At 48.0% G+C, this 19,240-nt stretch carries 18 protein-coding genes; all 18 read left to right on the forward strand.

Annotated elements, in window-relative coordinates; translation table 11 throughout:
* Nucleotides 1-909, forward strand: a complete 909-nt coding sequence (locus K5X84_RS01690; RefSeq protein WP_222236396.1) for an ExeA family protein — start codon at nucleotides 1-3, stop codon at nucleotides 907-909.
* On the forward strand, nucleotides 906-2,003 hold the full coding sequence (locus K5X84_RS01695; RefSeq protein ID WP_222236397.1) for a tetratricopeptide repeat protein: 1,098 nt from the start codon (nucleotides 906-908) through the stop codon (nucleotides 2,001-2,003). Before K5X84_RS01690 ends, K5X84_RS01695 begins: the two co-directional genes overlap by 4 nt.
* Complete coding sequence (locus tag K5X84_RS01700; protein WP_222236398.1) at nucleotides 2,000-3,715, forward strand: GspE/PulE family protein; 1,716 nt, start codon at nucleotides 2,000-2,002, stop codon at nucleotides 3,713-3,715. The genes K5X84_RS01695 and K5X84_RS01700 overlap by 4 nt, the downstream gene beginning before the upstream one ends.
* Complete coding sequence (locus K5X84_RS01705; protein ID WP_222236399.1) at nucleotides 3,715-4,953, forward strand: type II secretion system F family protein; 1,239 nt, start codon at nucleotides 3,715-3,717, stop codon at nucleotides 4,951-4,953. Before K5X84_RS01700 ends, K5X84_RS01705 begins: the two co-directional genes overlap by 1 nt.
* Nucleotides 4,953-5,402, forward strand: a complete 450-nt coding sequence (locus K5X84_RS01710; protein ID WP_222236400.1) for a Type II secretory pathway component — start codon at nucleotides 4,953-4,955, stop codon at nucleotides 5,400-5,402. The genes K5X84_RS01705 and K5X84_RS01710 overlap by 1 nt, the downstream gene beginning before the upstream one ends.
* Nucleotides 5,403-5,464: 62 nt before the next feature.
* Nucleotides 5,465-6,067 carry a prepilin-type N-terminal cleavage/methylation domain-containing protein gene (locus K5X84_RS01715; RefSeq protein ID WP_054489747.1) on the forward strand — a complete coding sequence of 201 codons (603 nt, stop codon included), beginning with the start codon at nucleotides 5,465-5,467 and terminating at the stop codon, nucleotides 6,065-6,067.
* A gap of 45 nt (nucleotides 6,068-6,112) precedes the next feature.
* A complete protein-coding gene (locus K5X84_RS01720; protein ID WP_222236401.1) occupies nucleotides 6,113-6,625 on the forward strand; it encodes a prepilin-type N-terminal cleavage/methylation domain-containing protein in 513 nt (170 codons plus the stop codon).
* A gap of 54 nt (nucleotides 6,626-6,679) precedes the next feature.
* The gene (locus K5X84_RS01725; RefSeq protein WP_054489752.1) at nucleotides 6,680-7,105 is read left to right on the forward strand and encodes a prepilin-type N-terminal cleavage/methylation domain-containing protein; all 426 of its coding nucleotides are present in this window, start codon (nucleotides 6,680-6,682) and stop codon (nucleotides 7,103-7,105) included.
* Nucleotides 7,095-7,610, forward strand: a complete 516-nt coding sequence (locus K5X84_RS01730; protein WP_054489754.1) for a type IV pilus modification PilV family protein — start codon at nucleotides 7,095-7,097, stop codon at nucleotides 7,608-7,610. The genes K5X84_RS01725 and K5X84_RS01730 overlap by 11 nt, the downstream gene beginning before the upstream one ends.
* A complete protein-coding gene (locus tag K5X84_RS01735) occupies nucleotides 7,610-8,410 on the forward strand; it encodes a PilW family protein (RefSeq protein WP_222236402.1) in 801 nt (266 codons plus the stop codon). Before K5X84_RS01730 ends, K5X84_RS01735 begins: the two co-directional genes overlap by 1 nt.
* Complete coding sequence (locus tag K5X84_RS01740; RefSeq protein ID WP_199494773.1) at nucleotides 8,400-8,846, forward strand: Type II secretory pathway component; 447 nt, start codon at nucleotides 8,400-8,402, stop codon at nucleotides 8,844-8,846. The genes K5X84_RS01735 and K5X84_RS01740 overlap by 11 nt, the downstream gene beginning before the upstream one ends.
* 2 nt (nucleotides 8,847-8,848) lie before the next feature.
* Nucleotides 8,849-12,676 (forward strand): DUF6701 domain-containing protein, encoded by a 3,828-nt coding sequence (locus tag K5X84_RS01745; protein ID WP_222236403.1) that lies wholly within the window; start codon nucleotides 8,849-8,851, stop codon nucleotides 12,674-12,676.
* Between the two features lie 198 nt (nucleotides 12,677-12,874).
* Nucleotides 12,875-14,734 (forward strand): formylglycine-generating enzyme family protein, encoded by a 1,860-nt coding sequence (locus K5X84_RS01750; protein ID WP_199494771.1) that lies wholly within the window; start codon nucleotides 12,875-12,877, stop codon nucleotides 14,732-14,734.
* A 59-nt stretch (nucleotides 14,735-14,793) separates the two neighbouring features.
* Nucleotides 14,794-15,837, forward strand: a complete 1,044-nt coding sequence (locus K5X84_RS01755; protein ID WP_126780974.1) for a rod shape-determining protein — start codon at nucleotides 14,794-14,796, stop codon at nucleotides 15,835-15,837.
* Nucleotides 15,838-15,840: 3 nt separating this feature from the next.
* Nucleotides 15,841-16,698 carry a rod shape-determining protein MreC gene (mreC, locus tag K5X84_RS01760; protein WP_199494770.1) on the forward strand — a complete coding sequence of 286 codons (858 nt, stop codon included), beginning with the start codon at nucleotides 15,841-15,843 and terminating at the stop codon, nucleotides 16,696-16,698.
* Nucleotides 16,695-17,180, forward strand: coding sequence for a rod shape-determining protein MreD (gene mreD, locus K5X84_RS01765; RefSeq protein WP_054489771.1), 486 nt, complete (start codon nucleotides 16,695-16,697; stop codon nucleotides 17,178-17,180). The genes mreC and mreD overlap by 4 nt, the downstream gene beginning before the upstream one ends.
* Entirely contained in the window at nucleotides 17,180-17,776 is a 597-nt protein-coding gene (locus K5X84_RS01770) for a Maf family protein (RefSeq protein ID WP_222236404.1), read from the forward strand. The genes mreD and K5X84_RS01770 overlap by 1 nt, the downstream gene beginning before the upstream one ends.
* Nucleotides 17,766-19,235, forward strand: coding sequence for a ribonuclease G (rng, locus tag K5X84_RS01775; protein ID WP_222236406.1), 1,470 nt, complete (start codon nucleotides 17,766-17,768; stop codon nucleotides 19,233-19,235). The genes K5X84_RS01770 and rng overlap by 11 nt, the downstream gene beginning before the upstream one ends.
* Nucleotides 19,236-19,240: the final 5 nt, after the last annotated feature.

Here is a 19,240-nt window from a genome sequence, read left to right on the forward strand (position 1 = left end):
ATGTATTTATACCATTACGGCTTACGCGAACTGCCTTTTACGATAACGCCGAACACGCAGTTCTACTACGACTTGAAAAGCCACCACGAGGCTTTCGAGGTGGTTCTGACTGCGCTGAAAACCGGCGAGGGCTTTATTAAAATTACCGGAGAAGTGGGAACCGGTAAAACTCTGCTATGCCGGCGGTTACTGAACGATATTCCTGACTTTTTTAAAACGGCCTATATTCCTGACTCCTATCTGGATCCGGCGGAGCTGAGGCTGGCCATTGCTCAGGAATTGTCCGTTGAAACCGAGCAGTTAACTAACCAGCAACAACTGGCGCGAGCTCTGCAGCAACGTTTGCTGGATATAAATAAAAGCGGGCAGGCGGTCGTTATTTTGATTGATGAGGCACAGGCGTTACCAGAGGAAAGTCTGGAAGCTTTGCGTTTATTGTCCAATCTGGAAACTGAGCGGCGCAAATTGGTGCATATTATTTTACTCGGTCAGCCAGAGCTCGATGAGCGCCTATCTCAAAAAGCTTTCCGGCAGTTGCGTCAGCGCATTAGTTTTGCGCATAAACTGACGGCCATGAACGTCGATGAGACAGCGGAATACATCGCCCATAGAATGGATGTGGCCGGTTATAAAGGTGCGCCAATTTTTGACTGGAAATTGATAAAAGGCCTGCACCGGAGCAGCCGCGGCGTACCAAGGTTGGTTAATATGCTCTGCCATAAAATGCTGCTATTAGCTTACGGAGAAGGTCGGCGCCAACTGTCTTCAAAAGATTTGAAGCTGGCGGTTAAGGATACCGAAGATACTGAGTCAACCCGCTCTGTTTGGCTACCTGTTACTGTGTCAGTCGGCTTTGTTTTCCTGGCTGCTGCCGCTGTTAGTTATTGGAAAATGGGTGGTTCTTTATGAGCGTAATCAATAAAGTCTTGAAGGATCTTGATCGCCGTGGCCAGCAACCGTTTTCAAAAAATGCGGCCAGTAGCGCGGTGGAGCGCCGAGGTAGTCATCGTTTTGGGTTATGGCTGTTAGCGTCACTCATTGTTATTACGCTTGCTCTGGTGTTTTTTTGGTGGCAGTCCTCAGATGATGACGTGATGACGGTAACTGAAAGCGAAGCTGCGGACATGCCGTTAGTGCAGGAGCGCGTTGAGCCATTAGTTGATTCATCTGCATTTACGGTACCCACTGAACGTGCCGATGCGCAAGAGACTGGCTCGCGCGAACAAACTGTCATTGACCAGAATAACCTCGCATCAGTGGCGGTGTCTGAGCCTATAAGTGAGGCAAAACGCGTGCCTGAAAGTAAAGAGGTTGAACCTAAAGCAGTTGAAGAAGAGCCTGAATCGACCGCGGATAACAGCAGCGACAAAGCTGAGCCGAGCGGTGAGTTTAGTAAGCAGCCCGTACAACTTTCACCGGCTGAAATTGCTGAACAACATATTGAGAAAGCGCAGAAAGCGCAGCAACAGGGGCGGTTAACTTCAGCTGAAGAGCATTGGCGTAAAGCGTTGGCTGTAACTCCGGATAATAAAAATGTCCGAAAAAAACTGGCAGCGCTTCAGTTTGGGCGCAACAAGGTATCTCAAGCTCTGACGACATTAGAGGCAGGTTTTAAACGTGACCCGTCTGACTTTGAGTTTCGGTTATTAAGCGCCCGCATTTTAGAAAAAGAAGCTCGTCCTGCAGCGGCCCTAAGTTTGCTGAAGCAAGCGACACCGAATGCAGCAGACTACCCGGACTACGTTCAGAAACAAGCATTGTTAGCTCAGGAAGTGGGTGACTATCAGACGGCTGCCAATACTTATCAGCGCCTTATTGTGGCGGAACCGGCGCAGGGCCGTTGGTATTTGGGTAAAGCCTTAGCTCAGCAGGAATTTGCACCGCAAACAGCTTTAGCCTCTTATGAAGAAGCATTAACGCGAATTACGCATCGTCCCACGGTCGACTTTATTCATCAGCAAATTGCTTTGTTAGAGGCAAGTGAACCGGCAGGTGAACAATGAAGCGCCCACGTCTTAAAATGCGACTGGGTGATTTGCTTGTTCATGAGCAAATCATCACTGAAGATCAACTGCATAAGGCTTTGGAAGAGCAGCACCTCAGCGGACGCAAGCTAGGGGCAACGTTAACTGATCTCGGTTACATTTCTGAGCATCAGTTACTGGAGTTTTTGGCGCAGCAACTGAAACTTCCGCTCATTAGTATTTCTGAGCGGAAAATCCCACCGGAGGCTTTCAAGTTATTGCCTGAGGTTCAGGCTCGCCGGCATCGCGCTTTGGTCATTGAAGCCAATGACAAGAAAGCCCTGGTTGGCATGAGCGACCCGGCCGATTTATCCTCAATTGATGCGATAAACCAGTTGTTGGCTCCACGTCAGGTTGAATTGGCGGTTGTGCCTGAGGGTGAGTTGATGCAGGCCTTCGACAACCTGTACCGACGCACGAAGGAAATTGAAACCTTTGCCAGCCAGTTACAAGACGAATACGAAGACACCAGTGAATTTGAACTGGGCCAACTCAGCCTTGATGACGATACGGACGAAGCAACTGTCGCCAAGTTACTGCAGTCAATCTTTGAAGATGCAGTGCAAGTTCGCGCGTCTGACATTCATATTGAGCCGGATGATCGTAAGCTCCGTATCCGTCAGCGGGTTGATGGTGTGCTGCAGGAAAATGTTCTGGATGAAACCAATATTGCCAATGCGCTGGTATTGCGCCTTAAGCTGATGGCCGGACTGGATATCTCCGAGCGTCGCTTGCCTCAGGACGGGCGTTTTAATATGAAGATACGCAAGCACAGCATTGATGTGCGTGTATCGACTATGCCGGTGCAGTATGGTGAGTCGTGCGTACTGCGTCTGCTGGACCAGTCAGCTGGCTTATTGTCTTTAGAGCAAACCGGTATGCCGGACTCAATTCTTAAACGCGTACGTAACTTGATAAAACGACCGCACGGTATGCTATTGGTAACGGGCCCGACGGGTTCCGGTAAAACGACAACCCTGTATGGCGCACTGAGTGAATTAAACACCGAAGGCAAAAAAGTCATTACGGTTGAAGACCCGGTGGAGTATCGCCTGCCGCGTATATCTCAAGTGCAGGTAAACAGCAAAATCGGCCTGGATTTCTCACGCGTGTTACGTACCACCTTACGTCAGGACCCTGACATTATTATGGTCGGTGAGATGCGTGACCACGAAACCGTAGAAATAGGTTTGCGCGGCTCCATCACTGGTCACCTGGTTTTATCCACCCTGCACACCAACGATGCTATCACCAGCGCCATGCGCCTAATTGATATGGGCGCGCCGCCGTATTTGGTTGCTGCGGCACTACGCGGTATTTTAGCTCAGCGCCTGGTGCGCAGGGTGTGTGACAAGTGCACTGAAGATTATCAGCCAGATGAACCGGAAAGCCAGTGGCTGGAACATTTGAAAGAAGGTAGCTCTCAGTATTCTTTCAAACGCGGAGCTGGCTGTCAGAGCTGCAACCATACCGGATACCGGGGACGTATCGGTGTGTTTGAGCTGCTTGAAATGAACACACCCATGATGGATGCCTTACGTGACGGTAACACTCGTGAATTTGCTGCGGCTGCTAAAGCGCATCCGGGCTATCAGTCCATGGCGACGGTTGCGCTGGATTATGCGCGGCAGGGCGTTACCAGTGTGGATGAAGTGTTATTCCTGGCTGAAAGTGTTGAGGACAGCATCTGATGCAGTTTCGTTATCGCGCCCGGGACAAATCAGGCCAACTGCAGCGCGGCTCAGTTGATGCCAGCGATGAGCGTAATGCCGCTGACGTACTCATGCGGCGCGGGTTGGTTCCTTTGTCCATTAACCCGGCCGGCGGGCAGGGCTTTTCGTTACTTAACAGCAGCTTTGGTGAAAGTTTAAAATCGGCTTTTCAGCAGAAAGTCTCATTAGACGAACTGATTATTTTCTGCCGGCAGATGTACTCGCTGACACATGCCGGCATTCCTATGCTAAGAGCCATTGAAGGCCTTGCCGATACGACGCAAAACAAACGTCTGCGGACAACCCTGAAAGATGTGCATGATCAACTGGAGCGGGGGCGAAATTTATCCACGGCTATGTCTCAGCACCGAGGCGTTTTTCCCCGGTTGGTTATTGCTATTGTGCATGTGGGAGAAAACACCGGTCAACTGGAGGAATCCTTTCAGCAGTTATCGGTGTACTTGGAAAAAGAGCAGGACACCCGTAAGCGAATAAAAGCGGCCACACGTTACCCGAGTTTTGTGCTGATAGCTCTGGTTGTCGCCATTTTTGTGCTGAACATTTTTGTTATCCCAACTTTTGCCTCCATGTTCAGCCGGTTTAATGTTGAGCTCCCCTGGGCAACGAGGGCGCTGCTCGGGTCCTCTGAGTTTTTTGTCGGCTACTGGCATGTTCTGCTGCTAGCCATGGTGGGCGGTTTTTTCGGTATTCGTTACTACGTGGGAACGGACAATGGGCGGTTGAAGTGGGACAGCCTTAAATTAAAAATTCCTATTATTGGCTCTATTTTAAAGCGTTCCATGCTAGGCCGCTTTGCGCGCAGTTTTTCGGTGATGATTGGCGCCGGTGTTCCATTGACTCAGGCTTTATCTTTGGTGGCCGAGGCTGTTGATAACGCCTGGATGGAAAAACGCATTATAGAAATGAGGCGGGGTATTGAACGGGGCGAAAATTTGTCACGAGTTGCCCGCCAGTCGGAACTCTTTACGCCGCTGATTCTGCAAATGATTTCCGTTGGTGAAGAAACCGGTCGAGTCGATGTGCTGTTACTGGAAGTGGCTGAATATTATGAGCGTGAAACCGATTACGATCTGAAAACTTTAACCGCGCGTATTGAGCCGATAATGATAGCTGTGGTCGCGGTGATGGTACTGATTCTCGCGCTGGGAATATTTACCCCAATGTGGGACATGATGAGCGCATACCAGGGACGCTAATGACACGGGAAACAACGGATGAACGTAAGGGCATTCAACGTTTTCAGAACATTCTGGTGGTATTGCTTTTGTTGATACTGGCTGCGGTGGCCGCCAGAATGGTACTTATTAACGAGCCGCAAAAGTGGCGTCAAACCGAGTTAGACATTGCAGTATCGCGTTTTATTGACTCGCTTTGGCTGGCACGCACCGAATGGATGCGCCGCGGCAAGCCGAAAGAAGTGGCCTTGCTGAATGAAAGCAGAAAGCAGCAAGTGAAAATAGTCATGAATAATAAGGGCTGGCCTTCGGTTGAACAAGGCTGCCTGCGCTTATGGCAGCAATTGGGCGGTGAAATACCAGCCAGTGCTTTGCAGGCTAAAGCGGAGCTAAACAGCTGTTATTACGAAGTTAACCAACGGGCCTGGTTTAGCTATCACGATAAGCAGGGTCAGGTCGTTCGAAAATAAAGAGAAAGCTGGTGTTAAGTGTTAAGGAAATGTCATAAAATGGATTCCACTGGAGTTTTAGTATGAGAACTAAAATGAGAAAGCAGCAAGGCTTCACTATTATAGAGCTGATTATCGTGGTGGTTATTCTGGGGTTATTGGCCGCCGCGGCTATTCCCCGGTTTACCGATGTATCATCAGACGCAGAAGACGCAGCTCTTGAAGGCGTAGCTGGCGGTTTTGCCAGTGCTGTAGGCATTGTTCGGGGTGAGTGGGAGCTTAGCGGACGCCCGAAAGGTGATAGCAGCACGGGTTCAGGGGCTGAAGTATCGCTGGACCAAATTCTGCTTTATGTGGATGGCAATACCGGATACCCGGTTAGTGGTGACAACGACGCAGCGCACGACGAAAATCTGGTAGCTGAGGACTGTGTAAGTGTTATGCAGTCTATTTTGCAAGGAGCACCAACGGTTACAACCGATTTTAGTAACCTTGAGCAGACCCGTTATTTTACTTACGTGACACAGGACAGTGCGGCAGGTAACGATATGTGTGTTTATTATTTAACAAACACCATAAAAAATGAAGCAACAGCGCCGTCGGGTGATGATTATCTGACAGTGGGCAACGCTTTCGTTTATAATCCACGCAATGGCGGCGTGAGTATTCACAGCAATAACCAATAATTTCTATATAGAAATATTTTTAAACAACAATTGAGAGTTTTAATTATGCGCAATCAAAAAGGTTTTACTCTGATCGAACTGATCATTGTCATCGTAGTTTTGGGGATTCTGGCTGTAACTGCTGCGCCTCAGTTTATTAACTTTTCTAGTGATGCTCGTACTTCGACTGTGAAAGGTCTTAAAGGGGCAATGCAGGGCGCGACTCAGACAGTATATGCAAGAGCTGCGATTGATGATGACTTGGATGGCACTTCGGCTGCTCCGGTGACTGTTAATGGTGTAGCTACTGTGAACGGTTATCCAGCAGCGACACAGGCAGGCATTGTTACTGCTGCCAATTTAGATGCAACAAATGTTGATCCTGCTACTACAGTAACAACAGATTGGGCGTTTTTTGCAGATAGCGGTACCATTTCAATTGCTCCAGGTGATCAAGTAGTAGATCCTACAACGGCAGCGGTAGGGGATATTACCGACACGAACTGTTACGCGACATATTCAGATGCGGCTGATTCTAATACCCCTCCAGTAATTACTATTGTAACGACTGGCTGTTAAATCCGACTTTAGGAGCCTGCAGCCATTCAGCTGTGGGCTTTTTAAAGGCTAGCTATGAAGTCCCGAGGCTTCACTCTTATAGAACTCATCATCATACTGGTCATCATCGGTATCTTAGCCGTATCGGCTAGCCCCTTATTTATTAGTGATTCTGGCACAAAAAGCCAAACAGCCCGCTTACAAGCGATGGGTATTTTGCGAGCCGTTCAGCAGCAAGCAATGCAAGATACTGTGAATGATTATAGTATTTCGGTAACAGAAAGCACTTTGGGTAACCCGCCTTACAGCGAAGACAATAGCCTTCAGCTCAGCAATTTAGATGACATCACGTTTTCACCTTCAGACCTAACTATTGGCTTCAATGCACTAGGGCAGCCAACACACGGTTGTACTGGCGGTTGCACAATAACGATTACCGAAAATTTAGGCGTAAGCCGAACCATTAGCATTAATAAAGAAGGCTTTATTGATGCGCAATAAACAGACAGGTTTCACACTCATTGAGCTTATTGCCGGCATTGTGGTTATTGCTATTGTTACTTTGGTGGTGACAACCGGGTTGGGCCAGCTCTTTCGTCAAAGTGTGGACCCCTGGCAGCAGATTAGGGCAACGGAAGTTGGGCAAAGTCTCATGAATGAAATAATGGCCCGGCGGTTTGATGAAAATTCTAATATCGGTAATCAGTATGAACGCTGCTCTGAAGGTTCGGGGAGCTGCACAACACCGGCTCCGTGTCCTGGTGACGGTAGCACCCCAAATGCCGAAGAAGCTCAGCGAGAACAGTTTGATGATGTGGACGACTATAACGGCTTGAGGCTAAGTGGAGATGAATTGAGTGGCTCCTCACCGAATCGTTACAATGGTTTTGAGGCATTTGTTTGTGTCACAGAAAAAAATGCAAATGAACTTAAAAGAATAACGGTCACAGTTATTACTCCTCAAGACGAGCGCATAGAGTTCAGCTCCATAAAAGGGAACTGGTGATGAGAGCGCAACGGGGCTTTACCTTAATAGAACTCATTATTGTTATTGTGTTGCTGGCCATAGTGGCGGGTTTTAGTTTTCAGTTTATTGGCATTGGCGCGCAAATGTTTTCGACCGGTGCTGAGCGGTTGCAGACCATAGAGAAAAGCCGTTTTGCCATTGAGCGTTTGACCCGGGAAGTGCGGGGGGCGGTTCCAAATAGTGTACGGGTTAGTGGTCAATGCCTTGAGTTTGTGCCGGCAAAAGTCGCCGGGGTTTATTATGATACTCCAATACGACCCAGTTCTGCCGACGAAATGACCTTTGTGACTTTTGCCGGGAGCTCAGATGAAGACAATATAAGCTGGAGCCTAAGCGGAGATGAGCGTATTTTTATTTATGCCACCAGGGCAAACTTTATCTACTCAGATAACCCACAACGTTATGCAGAGCTAGCAAGTGGCTATGTGTCTACCAGCTTTGAGAATACTCTGCCTTTAGAGTCATCAAGTCAGTTCGCGAAGGAGTCGCCACTGCAAAGAGCTTATATTGGCAGCCCTCCGGTCAGCTTCTGTTTAAATGCGGGTAACTTATATAGGGTGAGCGGCTATGGTTGGCAGCAAACGCAACCAATACCCTCTGGTGGTTTTGCACCTGAAAACCTAATTGCGCAAGACATTAACATGAGTACCGCTGTTTTTGACGTAGAAGCGAATAACCAGCAAAGTAATAATATCATTACTCTGCAACTTCAATTCGGCGAAGCCGCTGAAGAACAAGTATTTTATTACCGTGAGGTGCACATCCCTAATGCGCCATAACAGACAGCAACGACAACTCGGTAAACAGCGAGGGAATACCTTAGTTATTGCGGTGTTCGTTATTGTTGTGCTCGGAGGTCTGGTAGCTGTGTTATCCAGTCTGCTGAGGACGACCTCAGAAAGTGTGGTTACCGAAGTGCTGGGAGCGCGTAGTTATTTAGCTGCGCAGTCGGGGCTGGAGCAAGCCATGTTGGAAGTCTATCCATTAAATAATGACCCTGTTACCAACTGCAGCTTTGATGGCACCAGTTACAGCTTCGCAGGTAACCAGGGCCTTCAGCAGTGTAACGCAGCCATAAGTTGCGATAGTCAGAATTACACAGATGCTGATAGCGAGACCTTTACTCATCTTGTGGTGACATCAACCGCGGTTTGTGAAGCTGGCTCACAACGAGCATCACGGCAGCTGCAAATAGAAACGCGAGTGGGGAATTAAAAATGAAAGCTCGCTATTTATTTTTACTAGCCGTTGCGTGTCTTCTGGTCACGGTAAGTGCCGACGCCAAAAAGTACAACTTGCCGAACCAAAGTCTGCCGGGCTGTACGCAAAATGGAACGACTTACACCTGTGGAACCTTAACACTCAACAGTGGCGATCAAATTGAAATCACCGGTAATGAAGGCGTTGTTATTATCGTTGAAGCCATTGACTTCGCTGACGGAGTTCAAATTAACAGTAAAGGCCCGTCTCTGGATATGCAGTTTTTATCGGGAGGGCAAACTACTATTGGTGAAAACAGTTCGGTGAATGCGTCCTTCGACAGTGACGGTGACATCGTCATAAGCGACGGCACAACGGTGACCGGAGATATTAGTTCAAGTGGGGATATAACGTTAGGGGACAACGTAACGGTTGAAGGTGACCTTAGTAGCGCAGGGACGGTAACAATAGGCTCCGGAAGTACAGTAACGGGTGATGTGAATGCGCCAATAATTAATAATAGCGGTACGATTGAAGGCGAAACTTGCAGCACCCCCGGTAATGTAGGCGACTGCCAACAGACCCTACCCGATCCAATAGGTTACTGGCAGTTTGATGAATTACAGTGGGGTGGTACATCCGGAGAAGTTGCCGATAGCTCACCATACTCTTATGACGGTATTGCGTTAAGCAATGCGTTTACGTCAGGTTTTAACCCCGCGAGAACCTTAAACGATGAGAGTACTTGCCGTTATGGTCGCTTCAATGGCGACAACCGGGTGCGCGTTCCGGGTGTCGACCAGACACTGGAGTCAAATACCATTTCCGTTGCTTTTTGGTTTAAAGGTGACTCGGAGTTACAAAACCCGAGCGACAGCTACCAGACGTTGTTACTGCTCGGGGAAGGCACGACAGAGACAGATGCTGGGCGTTTTGAAGTCTACCGGCAGGATGATAGCGACGGCGGCGGATTATACTTTGAAGTACGTAAAAGAAATGGTGACCTGCTGACAATTGAAGCGGGAAATGCCTTTAATGGTCAGAGTAATTTATTTGATGACCAGTGGCATCATATAGCGGCGAGCTACAATGCCGACAATAACGTTCTTTATTTGTATATTGACGGTGAACTGTTCGATACCAACTCTTACTCTGGTGATACAAGACTTAACGACAGAGTAACGCCCACACTTTATATTGGTGGTCAGGGCAGTTCACAAAATAGTTTTCGTGGAGAAATTGATGAAGTCTACTTGAGTGACGGAGTTTTCACGCCGACAACTGCTGCAGTTCTGTATTACCAAACACGGCCATGTGCGAACACCCGCCCTCAATGTTCGGCAGTATGGCCTCAAGGGTTCAGCCCGGCCAATAGCGTACCTTTGCCTTTTGACTTGCCAGACAGAGCTTCGAACTCTCAATTGCCGGGAACGCTACAGCCTATAGATTATTTGCGAGTTGGTGATTTTGGTGATGTTGGCGCAAACTACTCAACAAACGGGCAGACGTCGCGGGTTTATATTGATGGTGATTTAACCATACAGTCCGGCCGTCGGATTAATATCGGTGGCAGCGCAGATGAACTGATTCTGGTTGTGACGGGTGATTTATATTTAGAAAAAGACGTAGAAATTAACGGTTATATTTATGTTCAGGGTAATTTGTATTTCGAAGAAAGTATTTTCCCCTGGAACAGAAGTGAGGTTAGCGGGGCGCTGAGTTTGGCAGGCCAGGCCAGTTCTTTTGGTTTTCCGGGGTTTTTCTCGCCAACAATAGCGTATGGAGCCCCTGATGAACCTCTGGATGGCGGCAATTTTTGTGAAGCTGGCAATACAGAGCCTCCGGTTGTAGTGCCTGATCATTATCGGTTGTCCTATACAAGCCCGGCATTAACTTGTGAAGCTACGGAAGTGACTATCGAAGCATGTGCGGATGAGTCATGTTCAAGTTATTCACCTGTTAGCAGCACGGTCTACCTTTCTCAGAGTGCGGGGCAGTGGAGTCCGAACCCAGTTGTAGTAGCACCTACGGCAAATGTTGAGTTAAGCCAGTTAGAAGCGGGTGACTACACGCTAGCCGTTGATGATATTCAAACAACGCCAGGAGCTTTGAACCCGACGCAGTGTTACGTTAATGGCAATTTAACTTCAAATTGTGAGATAACCTTTAGTGATACCGGTCTTAAGTTTGGAGCGATTCCAAATCAGGTTTCGGGAGTGCCATTCTCCAGTACGCTTTCCGTTGTTCGACTTAATGATGAAACTAAGGCCTGTGAAGTCGTGGCCGAACAGGTAAATGAAGTCGATATGGGAATGTATTGCGTAAATCCAGGCAGCTGTAGCGACTTTACTCAGTTTCCTTATGCACAAATGACAGTTGATAACACTCAAATCGACGAACTAGAAGAGAATGGCAGCGGTGTTGTTGAAGGATGGACAGCTGTTGTAACAGACTTTGTTGATGGAGAGGATCTATTTACGGTTCAATACGGTGATGCTGGCCAGGTGAAGTTACACGCAAAAGCTCAACTGCCTAATGGCAAAGTGATTGAAGGTGTGTCGAACGACTTTGTCTATAAACCGGCTGAAATCTCGCTACAAACCGTGAGCAATTATAGTGGTGACATTCTGGCGAAGGCGGGCGAGGCGTTCTCGATGTCGTTGCAAGCGGTTAATGCGGGTGGCGAGGTAACGCCGAATTTTGGTCGTGAAACTCCACAGGAGACACTGAATATAGCGAGTATCGCAGATGCAGTTTTGCCTTCAGAGAATGATGGTAATATAGAGAATGCCGGCAACTTCATAGCGCAGGATATCGGATCGATTCGCTTTGATAATACGACAGTGGCTTATACCGAAGTCGGCAATGCTAGAGTTACTGCTCAAATTGCGGACCAAGATTATCTTGGCACAGGAACGATTATCACTGATCATAACATTGGTCGCTTCATTCCTTTCGCGTTTGAGCCATTGACCGCGGAATTTGCCGGTACTTGCACAGATTTTTATTACATGGGGCAACCGCAGTTGATTGAACTGTCAGCAAGAGCGGTTAATGCTAGCGGCGCAGTAACGGCAAATTATGATGGCTCGCTCGCGAAGGCCATACCTCTGTTTTATGCCTATGATGACCAGAGTGGTCTGGCAGAGCCGTTATCTGAACATTCAGTATCTGAAAACCCGGCAAATAACTGGCAATGGGACAATGGCATCGGCCAATTTATAGGCTCCGCTAGTGTGACTGTGTCCCGGTTATTGTCACAGCAGCCCGATGGTCCATATGAAAATTACATACTGGGATGGCAACTCGACGATCAAGAAGATGGTAACTTCTACTCGGTACTCGAAAATAGTGAGCTACCTGCAATGAACGGGGCCGCCCGGTTGGATAGTTCCTCTCTATATTATGGTCGTGTTAACCTGCAAGATACGTACGCGGCTATGGGCGATGTCATGCCAGTTGCCGGAGCTGTTGAATATTGGCAGGGCGAAAGCTTTGTTACAAATGAAAAGGATGCTTGCTCGACATTTTCTCGCGCAGACATTCAATTGCGCGACGACCTAACAGCCGGACCGTACCCGGCGTTAGAAACAACGCCGGCCGAACTTAGCGTCAGGGATGGGTTACTGAACCCCTCAGATGTTGATATTAACGAGTTATTCCGTTGGGTATCGGAGCAAGAAAGTGAGCCCTACTCGTTTCTTTTTGAGGCTCAAGTGCCTGCATATTTACAGTATGACTGGTCAGGAGATGGCGACTTTGATGAAAACCCGCAAGCCGAGGGCACATTCGGTATTTATCGCGGTCGCGATCGCCAAATTTACTGGCGTGAAGTGGGCTGGTAGAGTCATTTATGATGAATAATCGACAATTCGATGACAATGCCTCTTGCTCTTTTGTTGACAAGCAAATAGCATAAAGCAGAGTTTAAACGAAAAATGCGCGACGTTGACGAACGTTCAATATTATTACAATAACTATAGCGCGATTACAGCTTTGGCTTTTACGCCGCTTTGTTATTTTTTCAAGCTTGGAATGGGAACATGATGCGATTGGCTCGACTGGCCCTAGTAATGGCCTCTACATTGACATTCGCCTCGACGGCTCTTGCTCAGCAGGAGATGACTGTCGAAGAAATTGCTAACCAAATTTCGACTCTAGAGAGCGACTTTGAGAACTTTTCTGGCACCGTTAATACGCTTCAACAAGAAGAGCGTGAGCTGCGTGAAAAGCTACAAAACTTGCGTGAACGCAATAGCGAGCTGGAGTCAAAGCGCGAATCGGCTTTAGCGGAAATGAATGACCGCTATCAGCGTTTGGTAGAAGACCCCACAATTGATATTGCTGGCGCTCAGGAAGCATACAAGCAAGCGGTCATGGCTCACCAGCAAAATAAAGCGGACATTAAGCAGCAGGTTAGCCTGGTGAATGAAAAGGCGCGTGAAGTTGAAGAAGCGCGTGTTAGTAAGCACAGCCTAATTAATGAAATTGAAACCTTAAAAGAGCAGCGTAACTTAGCTCGGGTCGACCGGTTAGAGAACGAGTTTAACCGCACGGGTGAACTGGAAGTGAGCCAGTCCATTAGCTGTGATCGTCAGGAAACGTTGGCGCAGTGTGAGAACCGCGGTAAGTTGATGGCGAAGCAAAAGGCCTCAAAACAGTATCTCAATACAATTTTAGATGGCTTAAGTGAATCGTCGCTGGCACGTGAAAATATTGAAAAAGCGAGCCCGAACGTTCAAATCTTAGGTTCAAAAACCGTTAGCAATGGCTTCAGTGGTGCTGGTAATTATGGCGTCAAACTTGCTGTGGAACTGAGAGGGCAGCTGCCGCAAAGTCAGGCATGTACTCTGCTGAATGTTGATATGCGCTACTGCGCGGCGGAGCAACGGCCGGGGGAGCTGCAAGCGGGTGATGAGGAAACGGTTGATAGCTCCGTCATGCACCCGTTAACCATACGCTCGAACGTGTATGATGATGAAGTTGTTATCGATGGAGTAAGTTATGGCTCAACACCGTTAGAAGTGATGTTGCCAGGTGGTGAACACCAAATTGAAGTTCTTAAGTACGGATACTCTGCTTATGCAGAGAAAATAGTATTAAAAGATGCAACCTCTATTCGAGCTGATTTAGAGAAGTCAGAGTATTCTTTTACTCGTGGCGAGAAAATTCAGGACATTCTATTCCGTGACGTTCGTGGCCCGGAATTAGTCGTTGTCCCTGCCGGGAAATTTAAAATGGGTGATCTAGTAGGCAATGGTTTGCCTAATGAACGCCCTGCTGAAACACGTGAAATTCCAACGGCTTTAGGTATTTCAGACACTGAAATAACCGTTGAGCAATTTAGTAATTTCGTAAAAGATACTGCGTACGTCACTGATGCCGAGAAACGAGGCACATGTGCAAGCCTTAGCAATGGCCGCCCTCAGTTTAACGACAATCTAAGCTGGAAAAATCCGGGCTTTAAGCAGTCAGATAGCTCGCCGGTTGTTTGTGTGAGTTATAATGATGCTAAAGCATACGCCGACTGGTTAACTCAAAAGAGCGGTTTTAAATACAGCATTCCAACAGAAGCCGAGTGGGAATACGCTGCGCGCGCCGGCTCTGAAACAGATTTTTGGTGGGGAAATGATGTTGGTTATGGTAAAGCAAACTGCCGTAACTGCGGTACAGATTGGTCAAACACACGTCCGGCTCCAGTCGCCAGCTTCCATCGTAACCCTTGGGGACTGTACGATACAGTCGGTAATGTCTGGGAGTGGACTGAAACCGATAACGGTGTGGTAGTGAAGGGCGGCGCCTGGAACTTTACGCCAAGTTTGGCAAGAGTTTCTACAAAAATGGAACTTCCGTCAGATTTTAACTCCAACTACATTGGATTCCGTGTTGTAAGAGCTCAGTAAGTACTTACTGAGCTCTTTGCTGTCACTCTGTTAGCTTATAAGTAGGGATATACCGCTTCATGTTTAAAAAAATTCGCGGCCTTTTTTCAAACGATCTTTCAATTGACCTTGGAACAGCGAATACGCTTATCTACGTCAAAGACGAAGGTATTGTGCTGAACGAGCCGTCTGTTGTTGCCATTCGTCAGGAACGCTCTGGTGGGCCAAAATCGATTGCCGCCGTTGGGGCAGCAGCAAAGCAAATGCTGGGTCGTACGCCAGGGAACATTCGTGCTATCCGTCCAATGAAAGACGGCGTCATTGCAGACTTTTATGTGTGCGAGAAAATGCTGCAGTTTTTCATTAAGCAGGTGCACGACAGCCATTACTTCCGCCCAAGCCCGCGAGTTTTAGTTTGTGTTCCTTGTGGCTCAACTCAGGTTGAGCGTCGCGCCATTCGTGAATCGGCACTGGGTGCAGGAGCACGCGAGGTTTACCTGATTGACGAGCCTATGGCGGCCGCTATTGGTGCTGGCTTACCGGTATCCGAAGCGACTGGTTCAATGGTCGTTGATATTGGTGGCGGTACAACTGAAGTTGCCATCATTTCATTAAACGGTGTGGTCTACTCGTCATCGGTACGTATTGGTGGTGACAAATTTGATGAAGCAATTATCAATTATGTCCGCCGTAACTTTGGCGCGTTAATTGGTGATGCAACAGCAGAGCGTATTAAACATTCAATTGGCTCAGCCTTCCCGGGTGAAGAGTTGAAAGAAATTGAAGTACGTGGACGCAACCTGGCTGAAGGAGTTCCGCGCTCATTTACGTTAAACAGCAATGAAATACTGGAAGCTCTGCAAGAGCCGCTAATGGGTATTGTCAGTGCCGTCATGGTTGCACTGGAACAGTCGCCACCGGAGTTGGCATCCGATATTTCAGAGCGCGGTATGGTTCTGACAGGTGGTGGTGCGTTACTGAAAGACCTTGATCGCCTGTTGGTTGAAGAAACCGGTATTCCGGTCATTATTGCTGATGATCCGCTCACCTGTGTTGCGCGCGGTGGCGGTAAAGCCTTAGAGATGATTGATATGCATGGTGGTGATTTATTCAGTTATGAGTAATTCATGAAAACTCTGTTTGCCCGAGGTCCATCCTTACTCTCCAGGCTAGTGCTCGCACTAGCCTGTTCGTTTCTACTGATTTTTATTGATCATCGCCTACAAGCGATGAAGCCTGTCCGTCTATTTCTCAATTCGTTAGTGGCTCCAGTGCAGTACCTGGCTATTTTGCCTGAGCAGATACTGGACGGCTTGTCTGAATCGGTAAAAACAACCTCTCAGCTCAGCGAAGAGAACAAACGCCTGAAGCAGGCGATTCTTGAGTTACAGGGTGAGCAACAGCAGCTTCGCTTTCTTCAGAATGAAAATAAACGGCTGCGAGAATTGCTGGGGTCCGATGCACGCGACTCCGCTCGTCGTATGGTAGCGGAAGTTATTGCGGTTGCATCAGAGCCGTTTTCACAACAGTTGGTCATCAATAAGGGTACCCTGAGTGGCGTCTATGAAGGACAGCCGGTGCTCGACAGCAATGGTATTATTGGTCAGGTGCAGGATGTTGGCGGAAATACCGCCCGTGTTTTATTGTTGTCTGACCAAAGCCACGCAATATCTTTGCGCTCAGAGCGCAATGACATTCGGGTATTGGCACAGGGAACCGGTGATATTGGTCGCCTTGAGCTCATGTTTATCCCACACAGCAGTGATTTACAAAAAGGTGACTTACTGATGTCATCAGGCTTGGGTGGGGTATTTCCTGAAGGCTATCCCGTCGCGCGAATCAGCAGTATTGTTAGAGATGAGTCGTTGCCTTTTGCGACGGTATTTGCTGACCCTGTCAGCGCTCTGGACCGTGTTCGTAATGTGCTTTTACTATGGCCGAGTGAAGGTGAGCAGCAACCAATTTTCGATGAGGACGAGGAATGATTGTGGTTAAACCCGGGTTTATCACCTTGCTGGTTACATACGTCATTGCACTTACGCTTATGGTGATGCCGATGCCTGCCGCATTCGATACCTTCCGTCCGGACTGGCCGACTCTGGTCATGTTGTATTGGATAATAGCTCTGCCACATCGGGTTAATATGGGCACAGCGTTAGCTCTTGGGGTTTTAAGTGACATTTTATTAGGCTCTATTGTGGGTGTTCACGCGTTAGGCATGGTGGTGGTTACCTATTTTGCTGCGCGCCACTTTCAGCGTATTCGCAACTTTGCCTTAATTCAGCAGGCGCTGGTCATTGCTTTACTTATATTTATTAAACGCTTTGTGGTCTTTGAGGCGAATGTGTTTTTGCATGACGCTGAATTTACACTGTCCTATTTCTGGCCGGTACTAACATCGGCTGTATTCTGGCTTTGGGTGTTTCCGTTATTACGAAAAGTCCGTCGTCAGTTTGGGGTAGTTTGATGCGTCTTTTGCTTGCCTCGTCGTCGCCAAGGCGCAGAGAACTGCTGACCTTACTGCATCGGCCTTTCGACTGTTATGTTCCTGAAATTGAAGAGCGCCGAGCTCAGAATGAGACTGCTATGGCCTATGTGACCCGGCTGGCTGAAGAAAAAGCTCAGGCTGTAGCGAAAAGGCAAAACGAAGCCTGTCTGGTTATAGGCTCTGATACCTTAATCAGTTTTCAGGGGCAGGTTATGGAAAAACCTGAAAACTACGAGCATTTCAGCCAAATGATGAAGCAGCTGTCAGGGCAGACGCACCAGGTTTTAACGTCCGTCAGTGTCTGCTACTGGAATGGTCGTAGTATTCAGGAGCAGGAAACCGCCGTGGTAACAACTCAGGTTGAGTTTGCGGCGCTTACCAATGAAGAAATAGAAGCCTACTGGGAAACCGGAGAGCCGCACGATAAAGCTGCTGGCTATGGTATTCAGGGCTATGGCGGTAAGTTTGTAAAGCGCATCGACGGTAGCTACTTTGCGGTTGTTGGCTTACCTTTATATGAAACGGAGCAACTATTGCGGATGTTCGAAATGGAAGGTGAAGTCGATGAGCGTTGAAGTCTTAATGAATGTGACCCCCACAGAGACTCGTGTTGTGCTTGTTGAAAATGGCATCTTGCAGGAAGTCCATATTGAACGCCAGGCAAAGCGTGGGCTAGTCGGTAATATCTACATGGGTAAGGTGTCCAGAGTGCTGCCGGGTATGCAGGCGGCCTTTATTGATATTGGCCTGGACAAAGCCGCATTTTTACACGCTTCCGACATTGTTGTTCAGGTGGACGGCGATGACCTGCCTCAACCGGATGAAAAGCCTCAGCAAAAGATTACCGAGTTGGTCCACCAGGGGCAGCACATTATGGTGCAGGTGGTAAAAGACCCCCTGGGAACCAAGGGAGCGCGTTTAACAACCGATATAACCCTACCTTCAAGGTATTTGGTCTTTATGCCCAAGAGCGACCATGTGGGTGTCTCTCAGCGCATTGAAGAGGGTGATGAGCGTGAACGCTTACGTCAATTGGCTGAAGAAGTTAGTAAGGTTGACGGGAAATTCATTGTACGAACAGCGGCAGAAGGCGCTTCTGAGCAGTCTTTAAGGGGTGATGCAGATTTTCTTTTCCGGTTGTGGGATAAAATCAAAGCCCGCAAAAAATCACAGCGCAAAGTGGGCATGTTGTACGAAGATCTCAATCTTTCCTGTCGCGTATTGAGAGACTTTGTCGGAGAAGAAATAGAGCGTATTCGAGTGGATTCAAAGGTGACTTTTGACACCTTAAAAACGTTCACCCAGGACTTTATTCCGGAATTGACCAGCGTACTTGAGTATTATACCGGTGACCGCCCCATTTTCGACTTGTTCGACGTGGAAAATGAAATGCAGCGCGCGTTAGACCGCAGGGTCGATTTGAAGTCAGGTGGATCGTTGATTATTGATCAGACCGAAGCCATGACAACGGTAGACATTAATACCGGTGCTTTTGTTGGTCACCGTAATCTGGAAGAAACCATCTTTAATACCAACATCGAAGCAACACAGTCTATTGCCCGACAATTACGCTTGCGAAACCTGGGTGGCATTATCATTATCGACTTCATTGATATGCAGGATGAAGAGCATAAGCGTCGGGTTCTCCATAGTCTGGAGCAGGCATTGGCTAAAGACCGTGCAAAGACGACCATTAATGGGTTTACTTCTCTGGGCCTGGTTGAGATGACCCGTAAACGCATCAGAGAGAGTCTGGAGCATGTTTTGTGTTCCGAATGCCCGGTTTGCCTTGGACGCGGCAGTATGAAAACCGTGGAAACGGTCTGCTATGAAATTATGCGAGAAATTGTCCGGGTGCACAAAGCCTACGAAGCGGATAAGTTCGTTGTTTACGCCTCCGCTCAGGTAAGTGAAGCCTTACTTAATGAAGAATCTCATGCTCTGGCTGAACTTGAGCTCTTTGTTTCGCGTCAAATAAAGATACAAACCGAACCCTTGTATAATCAGGAACAATTCGACGTTGTCATGATGTAAGGCTA

This window comes from Idiomarina abyssalis, assembly GCF_019797805.1.
GTDB lineage: Bacteria > Pseudomonadota > Gammaproteobacteria > Enterobacterales > Alteromonadaceae > Idiomarina > Idiomarina abyssalis.